Source organism: Pseudomonas sp. C9 (genome assembly GCF_002000165.1).
Classification (GTDB): Bacteria; Pseudomonadota; Gammaproteobacteria; order Pseudomonadales; family Pseudomonadaceae; genus Aquipseudomonas.
In genome coordinates this window covers 2,450,924-2,465,308 of the sequence record NZ_MPAK01000001.1, presented here as the reverse complement: position 1 = coordinate 2,465,308, position 14,385 = coordinate 2,450,924, and the positions used below count along the sequence as shown (strand labels likewise).

The following is a 14,385-nucleotide window of genomic DNA, read 5'->3' as shown; positions in this document are numbered from 1 at the left end:
GAGGTGTCCATCGCTCGCAACGCTCGATCAACCGGCCTTAGTGCAGGCCTTGAATGTAACTGGACACTGCCGCGATGTCTTCGTCGCTCAGCTTTTTGGAGATGCTCTGCATCGGCTTGGTGTCGCCATCGTTGGTGCGGCCGGCTTCTTCCTTGCGGAAGTCGGTCAGTTGCTTGGCGATGTATTGAGCGTGTTGGCCGCCCAGGTGCGGGAAGCCGGCAGCTGCGTTGCCTGTGCCATTCGGCGAGTGGCAACCGGTGCAGGCTGGCAGGCCCTTGGCCAGGTCGCCGCCGCGGAACAGTGCTTCACCGCGAGAAACGACTTTCGGGTCGGCGGCGCCAACGCTGCCTTTCTGGCTGGCGAAGTAGGCGGCGATATCGGCCAGGTCCTGGTCGCTCAGGTTGGTCAGCAGGCCGGTCATTTCCAGAACGGTGCGCTTGCCCGACTTGATGTCGTGCAGTTGCTTGGTCAGGTAGCGTTCACCTTGCCCGGCCAGTTTTGGAAAGTTAGGCGCCATGCTGTTGCCATCCGGGCCGTGGCAGGCGCCACAGACGGCGGCTTTTGCCTGGCCGGCTTTTGCGTCACCGGGCTGTACTGCACCATCTGCAGCATGGGCAATGCCAGAGATCCCCACGGTCAACAGCAGACTCACGATCAGTTTGTTCATCAGCTAATCCAACTACGGCTAAGGGTTAAAGAGTTATGGACCGGGATCACTCGCTCATCCACCGGATGATGGCCTGGTAATCCTCGGCACTGCAGTCCATGCACAAACCACGCGGCGGCATCGCCTTGAAACCCTGGGTCACGTGTTGCACCAGCGTCTCCATACCTTTCGCCAACCTCGGCGTCCAAGCTTCCTGATCGCCTTTTTGGGGCGCCATGGGTAGTTGGCCAGAATGACAGGCACCACAAACACGGTTGTACACAGCTTCCGGATCCTGTGTAGCCTGAGCGCTGTAAAGCGGTATCAAGACACCGGCAGCTAGCAGCCATTTCGTCATAAAACGACCTTTTCAGGGTTGAGAGCGTGCTGCGTTCTAGTGCGCAATCATGGTCAATCGCTCTCGTGAACTTCATCCTTCGCTGGGACAAAGCGCACACAAAATCTGCGGCATTATATACTGGCGTCACTGAAACGGAAACGACACCGCTTGCCGCGTCCATTCCCGGCGCCGCCCACATCGGAAATCCCATGCAACTCAAGAATCCCATCCTCGGCCTGTGCCAACAGTCCACCTTCATGCTCAGCGCTGCCAAAGTCGATCAATGCCCGGACGATGAAGGCTTTGAAGTGGCCTTTGCGGGCCGTTCCAACGCCGGCAAGTCCAGCGCGTTGAACACGCTGACGCACGCCAGTCTTGCGCGAACCTCGAAAACTCCGGGGCGCACGCAGCTCTTGAACTTCTTCAAGCTAGACGATGATCGTCGTCTGGTCGACCTGCCGGGTTACGGTTATGCAAAAGTACCTATCCCGTTGAAGCTGCACTGGCAGCGTCACCTGGAAGCATATCTGGGTGGTCGCGAGAGTTTGAAAGGTCTGATTTTGATGATGGACATTCGTCATCCAATGACCGACTTCGACTTGTTGATGCTCGATTGGGCCGTCGCCAGCGGTATGCCAATGCACATTTTGCTGACCAAAGCCGACAAACTGACTTACGGAGCGGCAAAAAACGTCCTGCTCAAAGTGCAGGCAGATATCCGTAAGGGCTGGGGGGATGCGGTCAGTATTCAGCTTTTTTCCGCGCCAAAACGTCTGGGCCTGGAAGACGCCTACACTGTATTGGCAGGCTGGATGGAGCTGGCGGACAAGGGTTCCGAGGCCGCTGAATAAGGCTTTTAAGCAAATTCAGGGCAAAAAAAACCCCGGACTTCTATGGGGAGGGGGAAGTTCCGGGGTCCAAGTTCCGGACCGCTAGGGCGGGGTCCAGATATCTGCCAACACTTAACACAACATAGGAGCATCGAAGGGCTTCACCAGCCATTCAGTTACTCTGAGTGGTGGTTGATGGATAAGTTCCGAAGAAGTTCCAAACCCATTGGAAATAAGCCCCAGCATTTTTCGAAATAAGGCTCTTGGCCTTTGTCTGCCGCGGCACTATGCCGCAGCAGAAAGCGCCTTTCAGACGGCTCAGTGAGCCTCATCCCAGTTATTTCCGACCCCAACCTCTACCAGCAGCGGCACATCCAGCTTCGCAGCGTCGCTCATGTGGATGCGAATTTCCTCACGCACCTGATCGACCAGATCTTCACGCACCTCCAGCACCAATTCATCGTGCACCTGCAAAATGACTTTGGCGTCGAGGCCTGACGAGGTCAGCCAGTTGTCCACGGCTACCATGGCTTTCTTGATGATGTCGGCCGCCGTGCCTTGCATCGGGGCATTGATCGCCGTGCGTTCGGCGCCTTTGCGCAGGGCCGGGTTTTTCGCGTTGATTTCTGGCAGGTACAGACGACGACCGAAGATCGTCTCCACGAAACCTTGCTCGGCCGCCTGGGCGCGAGTGCGTTCCATGTATTGCAGCACGCCTGGGTAACGGGCGAAGTAGCGATCGATGTACGCCTGAGACTGTTTGCGATCTACACCGATCTGCTTGGCCAGGCCAAACGCGCTCATGCCGTAGATCAAGCCGAAGTTGATCGCCTTGGCGCTGCGACGTTGATCAGTGGTCACGTCCGCCAGTTCAACGCCGAAGACTTCGGCCGCGGTGGCCTTGTGCACGTCCAGATTATTGCGGAAGGCATGCAGCAGGCCTTCGTCTTTGGCCAGGTGGGCCATGATTCGCAGTTCGATCTGCGAATAGTCCGCCGCCAGTAGCTTGTAGCCGGTTGGTGCAACAAACGCCTGACGAATTCGACGCCCTTCGGCGGTACGGATCGGAATGTTTTGCAGGTTGGGATCGCTGGACGACAAGCGCCCGGTCGCGGCCACGGCCTGGTGATAGGAGGTGTGAATCCGCCCTGTGCGCGGGTTGATCTGCTCCGGCAGACGATCGGTGTAGGTGCTTTTCAGCTTGCTCATCGAGCGGTATTGCATCAGCACTTTGGGCAGCGGGAAATCCTGCTCGGCCAGTTCTGCCAATACGGCTTCGGCGGTGGAGGCCTGGCCCTTGGCCGTTTTACTGAGGACCGGCAGGCCGAGTTTTTCGTACAGGATCACGCCCAATTGCTTCGGTGAACCGAGGTTGAATTCCTCGCCGGCGATGGCAAACGCCTCACGCTCGAGAGCGACCATTTTCTCGCCCAGTTCAACACTCTGGATACCCAGCAGGTTGGCGTCGACCAGCGCGCCCTGGCGCTCGATGCGTGCCAGCACGGGCACCAGCGGCATTTCGATTTCGCTCAGGACTTTGCTCAGGCTCGGGATGGCATTGAGTTTTTCTTGCAGGGTTTGATGCAGGCGCAGCGTCACATCGGCGTCTTCGGCGGCGTAAGGGCCGGCCAGTTCCAGAGAGATCTGGTCAAACGTCAGCTGCTTGGCACCTTTGCCAGCGATGTCCTGAAAACTGGTGGTGGTGTGATTCAGGTACTTGAGCGCCAGGCTGTCCATGTCGTGACGGGTCGCCGTGGAGTCCAGTACGTAGGATTCGAGCATGGTGTCGAACGCGATGCCCCGCACGGTAATGCCACAGTCCTGATCGCCGCCGATGGCGCAGTTGGCGAGGATGTTCATGTCGAACTTGGCGTGCTGGCCAACCTTAAGCTTGTTCGGGTCTTCCAGTATCGGTTTCAGCGCGCGAAGCACGGTGTCGCGGTCCAGTTGATCCGGCACACCCATGTAGGAGTGGGTCAACGGAATGTAGGCCGCTTCGTTGGCTTGTACCGCGAACGACAGGCCAACCAGTTGCGCCTGCTGCGCATCGATGCCGGTGGTTTCGGTGTCGAAGGCGATCAGCTTGGCGTCGTTGAGCTTCTTCAGCCACAGGTCGAAATCCGCCTGGGTGAGGATCGTCGTGTATTTGAGTTCTGTCTCGGCGGCAACTTCTTCAGCCGCCGGAGCGGTGACTTCCTGCCCGGAACGCTTGGCGTCGCGCTGGTTGTCTTCGAACCAGCTCTTGAACTCCAGCAGGGTGTAGAGCTCGGCGAGTTTGTCGTGATCCGGTTTGCCCATTTGCAGGTCATCAAGGCCGATTTCCAGCGGTACGTCGATCTTGATGGTTGCCAGTTGATAGGAGAGAAACGCCATCTCCTTGTGTTCTTCGAGCTTGGCCGGCAGGGTTTTGGCCCCGCGAATCGGTAGGGTCGGGACGATATCGAGCTGCGCATACAGCTCGGTCAGGCCGCCATTCACGCCCACCAACAGGCCGGAAGCGGTCTTCGGGCCAATACCCGGAACGCCCGGGATGTTGTCGGAAGAGTCGCCCATCAATGCCAGGTAATCGATGATCTGCTCGGGAGCGACGCCGAATTTCTCCTTCACGCCCTCCACGTCCATGCTGCTACCGGTCATGGTATTGACCAAGGTAATGTGGCCGTCGACCAGTTGCGCCATGTCCTTGTCGCCGGTGGAGATGATCACCGGGCGATCGGCAGCAGCGCTGCTGCGCGCCAGGGTGCCGATCACGTCATCGGCCTCGACGCCTTCGACGCACAACAGTGGGAAACCCAGGGCGATCACGCTCTGGTGCAGCGGCTCGATTTGCACGCGCATGTCGTCGGGCATGCTTGGACGGTTGGCCTTGTATTCGGCGTACATGTCATCGCGAAACGTCCCACCCTTGGCATCGAACACCACGGCGAACGGACTGTCCGGGTATTGCTTGCGCAGGCTCTTGAGCATGTTCAATACGCCCTTGACCGCTCCGGTCGGCAGGCCTTTGGACGTGGTCAGCGGTGGCAGCGCGTGAAAGGCGCGGTACAGGTAAGAAGAACCGTCCACCAGGACGAGGGGGGCTTGGCTCATGAGCAGGATCAACCTTTTCGGCGGGTCCGGCGCTAGAATAGCGGGACCGTTGACGACAAAGGGACAAGGTTATCATGCGCACACTAAATCGCCTGTTGCTGGCTGGCTTGTTTGTAACTGTTCCATTGGCCGTCATGGCGGCGGAGGATGCGCCGACACCGGAACCGGAGGTGACGATCCGCACGGAAGGGGACAAGGTCATTCAGGAGTACCGTCAAAATGGTTTCCTATATGCCATCAAAGTCACGCCCAAAGGCGGCAAGCCGTATTTCCTGGTACGCGCCGATGGTACAGAGGCAAATTACATCCGCTCGGATCAACCGGATATGCTGATTCCCGCGTGGGAAATTTTTACCTGGAAGTAGTTTCTTAATTTCAATCGGCGCCGGCTCACGAGCGGCGCCCGTACTGGCAGTTTAAACATGTCTGTGTTCACCCCCCTGGCTCGGCCCGAGCTGGAAGCTTTTCTCGCCCCTTATGGCCTCGGCCGCCTGCTTGGTTTCCAGGGGATTGCTGCCGGTAGCGAAAACACCAATTTCTTTATCAGCCTGGAGCAGGGCGAGTTCGTCCTGACCCTGGTCGAGCGCGGTCCGGTTGATGAAATGCCGTTTTTCATCGAACTGCTCGACGTTCTGCATGAAGCTGATTTGCCGGTGCCTTACGCGCTGCGTACCACCGACGGCATTGCCTTGCGTGAATTGGCTGGCAAGCCTGCGCTGCTGCAGCCGCGCCTGGCCGGCAAGCACATCAAGCAAGCCAACGCACAACATTGCGCGCAGGTCGGTGAACTGCTCGGCCATCTGCACCTGGCCACCCAGGCCAACATGATCAAGCGCAAAACCGATCGTGGCCTGGACTGGATGCTGGAGGAGGGCACGCAGTTTCTCTCTCATCTGGATGCCGAACAGCGTGAACTGCTGCAGCGGGCGCTGGACGAAATCACACAGCAGAAAGAGAAAATTCTGGCGCTGCCGCGGGCCAATATCCATGCAGACCTGTTCCGCGACAACGCGATGTTCGAAGGCACGCACCTGACCGGGTTGATCGACTTCTACAACGCTTGTTCCGGGCCGATGCTCTACGACGTGGCGATTGCCTTGAACGACTGGTGTTCCAATGAGGGCGGTTTGATCGACGGGCCAAGGGCGAGGGCATTGCTGGGGGCTTATGCGGCGTTGCGCCCGTTTACAGCGGCCGAGGCCGAGTTGTGGCCGACGATGCTGCGCGTGGCGTGCGTGCGGTTCTGGTTGTCACGGTTGATTGCCGCAGAGTCTTTCGCCGGGCAGGACGTGCTGATTCACGATCCGATGGAGTTTCAATTGCGCTTGGCGCAGCGGCAGAAAGTCAGCACACCGCTTCCTTTCGCCCTTTAAAAGCTTCGCGAGCAAGCCCGCTCCCACATTGGAACTGCGCCAGCCACAGAATTTGTGTGCACAGGAGATCCAATGTGGGAGCGGGCTTGCTCGCGAATGGGGGCGACACAAATGTCCGGGTTACAACGACTCCAGGCACCCCGCCAAATCATTCCCCAACTTCTCCAGCACCTGCTCATATCCTTGTGCAGTCGCGGGTGTGTATCCGCCCAGCGCATCCAGTTCCGCCAGCTTCACTGGCAACCCGGCCACCAACGTTTCCGCCAGGCGCGGACGCAACGGCGGTTCACTGAACACGCAAGTCTTGCCGACTTCCTGCAATCGCGCGCGCATTGTCGCGACGTGCTGGGCGCCCGGCTGTACTTCGGCAGCGACGCTGAATACGCCAGTGTGCTTGAGGCCGTAAGCGTCTTCGAAGTAGTCGAACGCTTCATGGAATACGAAATACGGCTTGCCCGCGATCCCCGCCAGTCGCGCCTTCAAGCGCAGGTCCAGCGCATCCAGTCGCTCGTCGAACGCTTTCAGGTTGCTTTGATAACGCGCCGCATTGGCCGGATCGGCAGCACTCAGGTCGGCGGCCATTTTTGTGGCGATCACGCGAGCATTGACCGGTGATAACCACAAATGCGCATCCAGCGTGCCTGGGCGGTGATCGTGGTCATGTTCGTCGGCATCTTCGGCGTGAGATTGGCTATCTTCGGCGAAATGTCGAAGATTAAGCCCAGGCAAATCCTGCACGGCGACGCTCGGCAGCGTACGACCGTTAAGCACGCGCGGCAGGAAGCCTTCCATGTCTGGCCCGATCCAGTAAAGCAGATCGACCGATTGCACCTTCCGTACGTCGGAAGGACGCAAGGCATAGTTGTGCGGCGAAGCCCCTGGCGGTAGCAACACTTCCGGAATCGCCACGCCATCCTGCACCGCAGCGGCAATCAGCTGCAGGGGTTTGATGCTGGTGAGGACTTTGACCTCGGCGTGCGCCGAACCGATCAGCAAAAAACTTGCGACAATTGCGACAAAGATAGAAAAAAGTCGGGACACGATGACCACTCGAAGAGGCGAGAACGGGTAACATAATAACGTCTCTCACAAAACTCGTCGCCGCTCATGCCTAAAACACCGATTGCCAGCCGTCCCCACGACCACTCTCATTGCGTGCATAGCGCATTGTCTGAGGCCGATGCCTTGTGCGCTCGTCAGGGATTGCGCCTGACCGCGTTGCGCCGCCGGGTGCTGGAACTGGTGTGGCAAAGCCACAAGCCGCTGGGTGCGTACGACATTCTCGCGGTGCTCAGTGAGCAGGACGGCCGTCGTGCCGCGCCGCCGACCGTGTATCGCGCGCTGGATTTTCTCCTGGATAACGGCCTCGTACACCGCATCTCCTCGCTGAACGCCTTCGTCGGCTGCAATCATCCGGGGCACGCTCACCAAGGGCAGTTCCTGATTTGCCGCGAATGCCACGCCGCCATTGAACTCGAACAGCAGTCCATCAGTGACGCCATCATTGGTAGCGCCAAGGATGTTGGATTTATTGTCGAAGGCCAGACCGTAGAAGTGGTCGGCCTCTGCTCGGGCTGCCAGGGGGCTTGATGAGCAATGCGCTGATCCGTCTTAAGCAAGTTGCCGTCACGTTTGCCGGGCAACCTGTGCTGGATAACATCGAGCTGAGTGTCGAGCCAGGGCAGATCGTCACCCTGATCGGCCCTAACGGTGCCGGCAAGACTACGCTGGTGCGCGCGGTGCTCGGCCTGTTGAAACCGGACAGTGGCAGTGTCTGGCGCAAGCCGAAACTGCGCGTTGGCTACATGCCGCAAAAACTTCATGTCGACCCGACGCTGCCGCTTTCAGTGCTGCGCTTCTTGCGCCTTGTACCGGGCGTGGATCGTGCCATGGCCTTGGCGGCACTGCAGGAAGTCGGCGCCGAGCAGGTAATTGACAGTCCGGTGCAAAGCGTTTCCGGCGGTGAAATGCAGCGCGTGCTGCTGGCCCGAGCCCTGTTGCGCGAGCCGGAATTGCTGGTGCTCGACGAACCGGTGCAAGGTGTCGACGTCGCTGGCCAGGCCGAACTCTATAGCCTGATCACGCGACTGCGCGACCGTCATGGCTGCGGTGTGTTGATGGTTTCCCACGATTTGCACCTGGTAATGAGCACCACCGACCAAGTGGTTTGCCTCAATCGCCACGTCTGCTGCTCCGGCCATCCTGAACAAGTCAGTGGTGATCCGGCGTTCGTCGAGCTGTTCGGCAAGAACGCACAAAGCCTGGCGATTTATCACCACCACCACGACCACGCCCATGATCTGCATGGTTCGGTGGTCACCGCCGCTTCGGCAGCCCAACCCCACGTTCATGGAGATAGCTGCAAGCATGGCTGATTTTCTGCTCTACGCCCTGCTTGCAGGTTTGGCCTTGGCACTGGTGGCGGGCCCGCTGGGTTCGTTCGTGGTCTGGCGGCGCATGGCCTATTTCGGCGACACCTTGTCACATGCCGCTCTGCTGGGCGTAGCGCTGGGCTTTCTGCTGGATGTCAGCCCGGCCGTTGCGGTCACCGTCGGCTGTCTGCTACTGGCGGTGTTGCTGGTGACGTTGCAACAACGCCAGCCGCTGGCGTCTGACACGCTTTTGGGAATACTCGCACCGAGCACCCTCTCTTTGGGCCTGGTGGTACTAAGCTTCATGCACGAAGTGCGGATCGACCTGATGGCGTATCTGTTCGGCGACTTGCTGGCGATCAGCCCGACCGATCTGGCCTGGATCCTTGGCGGCAGCGCAGCCGTGTTGGCCCTGTTGGTGACGTTGTGGCGGCCGTTGCTGGCAATCACGGTGCATGAAGAACTGGCCAAGGTCGAAGGTTTGCCAGTGGCCTCGCTACGATTGGCCCTGATGCTGCTGATCGCCGTGGTGATCGCGGTGGCGATGAAAATCGTCGGCGTTTTGCTGATTACGTCGCTGTTGATCATCCCGGCGGCTGCGGCACAACGTCACGCCCGGTCGCCGGAGCAGATGGCACTGGGCGCGAGCCTGCTGGGCATGCTCGCGGTCTGTGGCGGGCTGGCGCTGTCGTGGTTCAAGGACACACCGGCAGGCCCATCGATTGTTGTGACGGCTGCCGCACTGTTTCTGCTGAGTTTTGTCCTGCCCCGTCGAGGGGTGTAGACTTGCTCGTTTTTTGCGCAAATAGAGAGTCGCAGGAATGAAGTCGTTCGCCTCCCGTTATCTGCTCCTTGTCGCATTTTCTTTGCTGCTGGGTGCCTGCCAAAGCACGCCACCGGCGGCCCAAGGGGCCACTGATGCGCGGGCTACGGCCATCGCGCAGCTGGAACAAAACATCGCCAGTGATGAATTGGCCACCGCCGAAGACCAGCTGGCGACGTTGCAAGCCGAATCGCCCAACGATCCGTCCCTTGAGCCCTACCAGCGACAACTGGCCGAGGCTTATCTTCGTCGCAGCCAGATCGTGCTGCAAAAAGGCGACGTGAATGCCGCCGCCACCGCTCTGAGCCGTGCCCGTGCCCTGATGCCCAAGGCGCCAGCGCTGACCGGTGGAGTCAACGGCGCAATCACTCAGGCCCGCAAGGCTGAGCTGGATAAAGCCGAAGCGGCTCTCAAGGCTGCCGAAGCCCAGCCAAAGGCCAAAGTCATCGATCCGACGGCTGAAAGCACCACGGTTGCGTTGAATATCTCCGATATGAGCCAGTTACGTCGCCAACTGGATGCTATTGCCGCCGATGTGGTGCATTTTCAATGCGATGTGAGCATTCAGGCGCCGCGCACCGATGATTACCCCTGGCTGGCCACACTGCTGACCAAACGAGTGAAGAAACTGGATTCGGACTTCGATTTGAAACTGGAAAAACAGATCATGCGTAACATTCCGGCGCAAATGGTCTTGAGCCCTCGTAAACTTTAGAAGCTTCGCGAGCAAGCCCGCTCCCACAGGATGATCATCGCTGATCTATGTGGGAGCGAGCCTCCCTGTAACACAAGTCTTCAGGCCGGAATTCCCTTGGCCTTAGGCTCTCGATCCCACACCCGATGCTGCCCGATTGCCGCAAAAAACGGCTTGATCAGCTTGGCGTCCGTCCCGACGACCAACCCCGCATCAACCTCCAGCTTCAAGACATCCAGCAACTGTTTGGCCTCGCCTTGCAGAGCGATCGCCTTCAGGTGCTTGTACGCCTCCAGCAGGTAATGCAGCGCCACGCCATCGCTGCTCAATGCCTTGACCGACGTCGCGCCACCGGGCACGAACACTGCGTCGAACGCCACTGAAGGCAGGCCTTCCATCGAAGCATCCACCGGCAATGTTTTGCCATCGGCGGTGCTCACCGGGGCTGAGCTTGGGCCGAGCAATTTGGCGTGCGCCCCTTCCGCTTTCAATGCCCTCTTCATCGCTTCAATGGCTGCACCATCGACGCCATTTGCCGCGAGTATCGCCACTTTCCGGGTTTTTATATGCCCCGGCAGGAGGTTGGCCTGGCTCAATGCCGGCGAGCGCTCCAGGGTGATTTTCGGCACGTCGACGGTCCCGGTCTTCGGCGCTGGCAGCCCTAGATTGGCGGCTACTCGCCTGGCCAGTTCCAGATCGATATTGGCCAGGATTTCATTCACCTCCCGCGCCCGGATGACCTCCCGCTCCACCTTGCCGAGTTCAAAGCTGTAAGCCGCAATGATGTGTTCTTGTTCGTGCTTGCTCATGCTGTGAAAGAACAGGCGCGCCTGGGAGAAGTGGTCGCTGAACGACTCGCTGCGCTGACGGATTTTGTTGGCGTCGATGCGTTCCGGGTAACTCTCGAAACCGCCATTCTGCGCGCTGGGCGGCGTTTCCTTGGGCCAGCCGCCGTCGATGGAGTTGGGTTCATAAGCAGCGCGGCCCTTATCGATGGTGCTGCGGTGTTGAGCATCCCGTTGACCGTTGTGGAACGGGGCCACCGGCCGATTGATCGGAATCTCATGAAAGTTCGGCCCGCCGAGTCGGCTGATTTGCGTGTCGGTGTAGGAAAACAGCCGACCTTGCAGCAACGGATCGTTGGAGAAATCGATCCCCGGTACGATATGGCCCGGGCAGAACGCGACCTGTTCGGTCTCGGCGAAGAAGTTGTCCGGGTTGCGGTTGAGTACCATCTTGCCCAACGGCGTAATCGGCACCAGTTCCTCTGGAATCAGCTTGGTCGGATCAAGAATGTCGAAGTCAAAACTGTGCTCGTTTTCCTCTTCGATGATCTGCACACCCAATTCCCACTCTGGGTAATCGCCCCTCTCGATGGCTTCCCAGAGGTCGCGACGATGGTAATCGGTGTCTTTGCCGGCAAGCTTTTGCGCCTCATCCCACACCAGCGAGCAGGTGCCGGCAGTGGGGCGCCAGTGAAATTTTACGAAGCGCGATTTGCCTTCGGCGTTGATCATCCGGAACGTGTGAACACCGAAGCCTTGCATGCTGCGCAGGCTTTTCGGGATCGCCCGGTCGGACATGGCCCAGATCACCATGTGCGCCGACTCCGGCACCAGGGAGACGAAGTCCCAGAACGTGTCATGTGCCGAGCCGCCCGTAGGCATTTCGTTGTGTGGCTCGGGTTTTACCGCATGCACGAAGTCAGGAAACTTGATCGCGTCCTGTATGAAAAACACCGGCATGTTGTTGCCCACCAGGTCGAAGTTGCCTTCTTCGGTGAAGAACTTCACGGCGAAACCTCGAACATCGCGCACCGTATCGCCTGACCCGCGTGGCCCCTGTACCGTGGAAAAACGCGTGAATACTGGCGTCTTCTTACCCGGATCCTGCAGGAAACCAGCCTTGGTCAACACAGAATGGTTTTCGTATGCCTGGAAGTAACCATGCGCGCCGGTTCCGCGAGCATGGACGATGCGTTCGGGAATGCGTTCATGGTCAAAGTGCGTGATTTTCTCACGCATGATGAAGTCTTCCAGCAGCGAAGGCCCGCGGGCGCCGGCTTTCAGGGTGTTCTGGTTGTCCGATACCTTCACGCCCTGATTGGTGCGCAGGGCCTGGTCGGTGGCGTCGGAGCGAAATTTTTCCAGGCTGTCGAGCTTGGCATTGGTGTTGCCCCGGTCCGGGGCATCGGTACCGGCCATTGCGCTTTTGTTTGCGGCAGGCTTCTTGATGCTCATCAGGCTAAACTCCTCGTTCGATTCCCGCCGAAGCCAGGACTCTGTGCATTCCCCAGGCACGGCACCGGGGGCGTTTTCGAGTTGCCTTATTAGTGACTGATGGGGTTTTTAGCCGTTCCTTTTTTATGACCTTTGATCGCGTTATTGCCAAATCGAAGGATGAATGCGGAATAAATGCTAATAACCTCTATACGGACAGGCTAAAATGCGCGCCCGGCTAACCGCTGATCCTTTTTCTAACGCGCCCCACAAGGTTCGCTACGTGATCGAGTTTCAAAACGTCCACAAAACCTACCGCGTCGCCGGTAAGGATATTCCCGCCCTGCATCCGACCAGTCTGACGATTGAGAACGGTCAGGTTTTCGGCCTGATCGGTCATTCCGGTGCGGGAAAAAGTACCCTGCTGCGTCTGATCAATCGCCTGGAGAACTCCAGTGGCGGCAAGATCATCGTCGACGGCGAAGAAGTCACCGCGCTGGATGCCAACAGCCTGCGACGCTTCCGTCAGCAAGTCGGGATGATTTTCCAGCACTTCAACCTGCTGGCGTCCAAGACAGTGGCCGACAATGTCGCGTTGCCGTTGACCCTGGCCGGCGAACTGTCGCGCAGCGAGATCGACCTGCGGGTGGCCGAATTGCTGGCGCGGGTGGGTTTGTCCGACCACGCCAAAAAGTACCCGGCTCAGTTGTCCGGTGGCCAGAAGCAGCGCGTCGGCATTGCCCGTGCCCTGGCGACCAAACCGAAAATCCTGCTGTGCGATGAAGCCACCAGCGCCCTGGACCCACAGACCACGGCGTCGGTCCTGCAGTTGCTGGCCGAGATCAACCGCGAGCTGAAGCTGACCATCGTGTTGATCACTCACGAGATGGACGTGATTCGCCGAGTCTGCGACCAGGTCGCGGTGATGGACGCCGGTGTGATCGTCGAGCAAGGTTCGGTGGCCGAGGTGTTCCTGCATCCGAAGCACCCAACCACCAAGCGTTTTGTGCAAGAAGACGAGCAGATCGACGAAAGCGAGCAGCGCGACGACTTCGCTCATGTGCCGGGCCGCATCGTACGCCTGACCTTCCAAGGCGAAGCGACCTACGCGCCACTGCTGGGCACCGTCGCCCGCGAAACGGGTGTGGACTACAGCATCCTGGCCGGTCGTATCGACCGCATCAAAGACATCCCCTACGGGCAACTGACCCTGGCCGTCACCGGTGGCGACATGGAGGCGGCGTTTGCCCGCTTCACCGCGGCTGACGTTCACATGGAGGTGCTGCGCTGATGGAAGTCCTGACAAGTTTCTTCGTTAATATCGATTGGTACGAAATCTGGCTGGCCACCGGCGACACGCTGATGATGCTCGGCGGTTCCTTACTGTTCACTGTATTGCTCGGCTTGCCGCTGGGCGTGCTGCTGTTCTTGTGCAGCCCGCGCCAGTTGCTGGAAGCCAAAGGCGTCTACGCGATGCTGTCGCTGATGGTGAACGTGCTGCGTTCGCTGCCCTTCATCATTCTGCTGATCGTGATGATCCCGTTCACCGTGTTGATAACCGGCACATCGCTGGGCGTCGCGGGTGCGATCCCACCGCTGGTGGTGGGCGCCACGCCGTTCTTTGCGCGACTGGTGGAAACCGCATTGCGTGAAGTGGATCGCGGCATCATCGAAGCCACCCAGGCCATGGGCGCGACGACGCGTCAGATCATCACCAATGCCTTGCTGCCAGAAGCCCGTCCCGGCATCTTCGCCGCAATTACGGTGACAGCGATTACGCTGGTGTCCTATACGGCAATGGCCGGTGTAGTCGGCGCTGGTGGCCTGGGCGACCTGGCGATCCGTTTTGGTTATCAGCGTTTCCAGCCCGACGTGATGGTTGTGACGGTGTTGCTGCTGCTGGTGCTGGTTCAGGTGCTGCAAACCTTTGGCGACAAGTTGGTTGTTCATTTTTCCAGAAAATAAAGAATTCTCGTCAATAACAAATGAGCCGGCCAT

At 59.0% G+C, this 14,385-nt stretch carries 14 protein-coding genes; 9 read left to right on the top strand and 5 right to left on the bottom strand.

The genetic code is table 11. The features are described from left to right. Positions 1-37: 37 nt before the first annotated feature. Positions 38-667, bottom strand: a complete 630-nt coding sequence (locus BMS17_RS11560; RefSeq protein ID WP_077430967.1) for a cytochrome c — start codon at positions 665-667, stop codon at positions 38-40. Positions 668-713: 46 nt separating this feature from the next. After that, positions 714-1,004, bottom strand: a complete 291-nt coding sequence (locus BMS17_RS11555) for a cytochrome c5 family protein (RefSeq protein WP_077430966.1) — start codon at positions 1,002-1,004, stop codon at positions 714-716. Positions 1,005-1,195: 191 nt separating this feature from the next. On the opposite strand from BMS17_RS11555, the gene yihA reads away from it, so the two are divergent. Continuing rightward, the gene (gene yihA, locus BMS17_RS11550; RefSeq protein WP_033049579.1) at positions 1,196-1,837 is read left to right on the top strand and encodes a ribosome biogenesis GTP-binding protein YihA/YsxC; all 642 of its coding nucleotides are present in this window, start codon (positions 1,196-1,198) and stop codon (positions 1,835-1,837) included. Positions 1,838-2,134: 297 nt separating this feature from the next. On the opposite strand, the gene polA is transcribed toward yihA, so the two are convergent. After that, the gene (gene polA / locus BMS17_RS11545; protein WP_077430965.1) at positions 2,135-4,906 is read right to left on the bottom strand and encodes a DNA polymerase I; all 2,772 of its coding nucleotides are present in this window, start codon (positions 4,904-4,906) and stop codon (positions 2,135-2,137) included. A gap of 74 nt (positions 4,907-4,980) precedes the next feature. Here polA and BMS17_RS11540 point away from each other — a divergent pair, with 74 nt between their 5' ends. Together BMS17_RS11540 and BMS17_RS11535 are read left to right on the top strand one after the other, a co-directional pair. Continuing rightward, positions 4,981-5,271: a DUF2782 domain-containing protein gene (locus tag BMS17_RS11540; RefSeq protein WP_077430964.1), complete on the top strand. Its 291-nt coding sequence runs from the start codon at positions 4,981-4,983 to the stop codon at positions 5,269-5,271. A 57-nt stretch (positions 5,272-5,328) separates the two neighbouring features. Then, positions 5,329-6,279: a homoserine kinase gene (locus BMS17_RS11535; RefSeq protein WP_077430963.1), complete on the top strand. Its 951-nt coding sequence runs from the start codon at positions 5,329-5,331 to the stop codon at positions 6,277-6,279. Positions 6,280-6,399: 120 nt separating this feature from the next. On the opposite strand, the gene BMS17_RS11530 is transcribed toward BMS17_RS11535, so the two are convergent. Then, positions 6,400-7,320 carry a zinc ABC transporter substrate-binding protein ZnuA gene (locus BMS17_RS11530; protein WP_077432179.1) on the bottom strand — a complete coding sequence of 307 codons (921 nt, stop codon included), beginning with the start codon at positions 7,318-7,320 and terminating at the stop codon, positions 6,400-6,402. Positions 7,321-7,386: 66 nt separating this feature from the next. On the opposite strand from BMS17_RS11530, the gene zur reads away from it, so the two are divergent. From zur to BMS17_RS11510, 4 genes are read left to right on the top strand one after another with little or no spacing between them, the layout of a single operon-like run. Next, entirely contained in the window at positions 7,387-7,869 is a 483-nt protein-coding gene (gene zur, locus BMS17_RS11525) for a zinc uptake transcriptional repressor Zur (protein WP_046031059.1), read from the top strand. Next, entirely contained in the window at positions 7,869-8,654 is a 786-nt protein-coding gene (znuC, locus tag BMS17_RS11520; protein WP_046031060.1) for a zinc ABC transporter ATP-binding protein ZnuC, read from the top strand. The genes zur and znuC overlap by 1 nt, the downstream gene beginning before the upstream one ends. Beyond that, on the top strand, positions 8,647-9,435 hold the full coding sequence (gene znuB / locus BMS17_RS11515) for a zinc ABC transporter permease subunit ZnuB (RefSeq protein WP_046031061.1): 789 nt from the start codon (positions 8,647-8,649) through the stop codon (positions 9,433-9,435). The genes znuC and znuB overlap by 8 nt, the downstream gene beginning before the upstream one ends. Positions 9,436-9,472: 37 nt before the next feature. Then, positions 9,473-10,189 carry a PA5502 family lipoprotein gene (locus BMS17_RS11510; RefSeq protein WP_077430962.1) on the top strand — a complete coding sequence of 239 codons (717 nt, stop codon included), beginning with the start codon at positions 9,473-9,475 and terminating at the stop codon, positions 10,187-10,189. Positions 10,190-10,269: 80 nt separating this feature from the next. Here BMS17_RS11510 and katE read toward each other — a convergent pair whose 3' ends face one another. Further along, positions 10,270-12,408 carry a catalase HPII gene (gene katE / locus BMS17_RS11505; RefSeq protein WP_077430961.1) on the bottom strand — a complete coding sequence of 713 codons (2,139 nt, stop codon included), beginning with the start codon at positions 12,406-12,408 and terminating at the stop codon, positions 10,270-10,272. Positions 12,409-12,670: 262 nt separating this feature from the next. Between katE and BMS17_RS11500 the strand changes: the two genes are divergently transcribed. Both BMS17_RS11500 and BMS17_RS11495 read left to right on the top strand, forming a co-directional pair. Beyond that, a complete protein-coding gene (locus BMS17_RS11500; protein WP_046031064.1) occupies positions 12,671-13,678 on the top strand; it encodes a methionine ABC transporter ATP-binding protein in 1,008 nt (335 codons plus the stop codon). Next, the gene (locus BMS17_RS11495; RefSeq protein WP_077430960.1) at positions 13,678-14,352 is read left to right on the top strand and encodes a methionine ABC transporter permease; all 675 of its coding nucleotides are present in this window, start codon (positions 13,678-13,680) and stop codon (positions 14,350-14,352) included. Before BMS17_RS11500 ends, BMS17_RS11495 begins: the two co-directional genes overlap by 1 nt. The last annotated feature ends 33 nt before the right edge of the window (positions 14,353-14,385 follow it).

What these genes read in the sequence shown, in the direction of transcription:
- BMS17_RS11560 (WP_077430967.1), bottom strand. Translation starts at nt 667, where the DNA reads ATGAACAAACTGATCGTGAGTCTGCTGTTGACCGTGGGGATCTCTGGC.
- BMS17_RS11555 (WP_077430966.1), bottom strand. Translation starts at nt 1,004, where the DNA reads ATGACGAAATGGCTGCTAGCTGCCGGTGTCTTGATACCGCTTTACAGC.
- yihA (WP_033049579.1), top strand. Translation starts at nt 1,196, where the DNA reads ATGCAACTCAAGAATCCCATCCTCGGCCTGTGCCAACAGTCCACCTTC.
- polA (WP_077430965.1), bottom strand. Translation starts at nt 4,906, where the DNA reads ATGAGCCAAGCCCCCCTCGTCCTGGTGGACGGTTCTTCTTACCTGTAC.
- BMS17_RS11540 (WP_077430964.1), top strand. Translation starts at nt 4,981, where the DNA reads ATGCGCACACTAAATCGCCTGTTGCTGGCTGGCTTGTTTGTAACTGTT.
- BMS17_RS11535 (WP_077430963.1), top strand. Translation starts at nt 5,329, where the DNA reads ATGTCTGTGTTCACCCCCCTGGCTCGGCCCGAGCTGGAAGCTTTTCTC.
- zur (WP_046031059.1), top strand. Translation starts at nt 7,387, where the DNA reads ATGCCTAAAACACCGATTGCCAGCCGTCCCCACGACCACTCTCATTGC.
- znuC (WP_046031060.1), top strand. Translation starts at nt 7,869, where the DNA reads ATGAGCAATGCGCTGATCCGTCTTAAGCAAGTTGCCGTCACGTTTGCC.
- znuB (WP_046031061.1), top strand. Translation starts at nt 8,647, where the DNA reads ATGGCTGATTTTCTGCTCTACGCCCTGCTTGCAGGTTTGGCCTTGGCA.
- BMS17_RS11510 (WP_077430962.1), top strand. Translation starts at nt 9,473, where the DNA reads ATGAAGTCGTTCGCCTCCCGTTATCTGCTCCTTGTCGCATTTTCTTTG.
- katE (WP_077430961.1), bottom strand. Translation starts at nt 12,408, where the DNA reads ATGAGCATCAAGAAGCCTGCCGCAAACAAAAGCGCAATGGCCGGTACC.
- BMS17_RS11495 (WP_077430960.1), top strand. Translation starts at nt 13,678, where the DNA reads ATGGAAGTCCTGACAAGTTTCTTCGTTAATATCGATTGGTACGAAATC.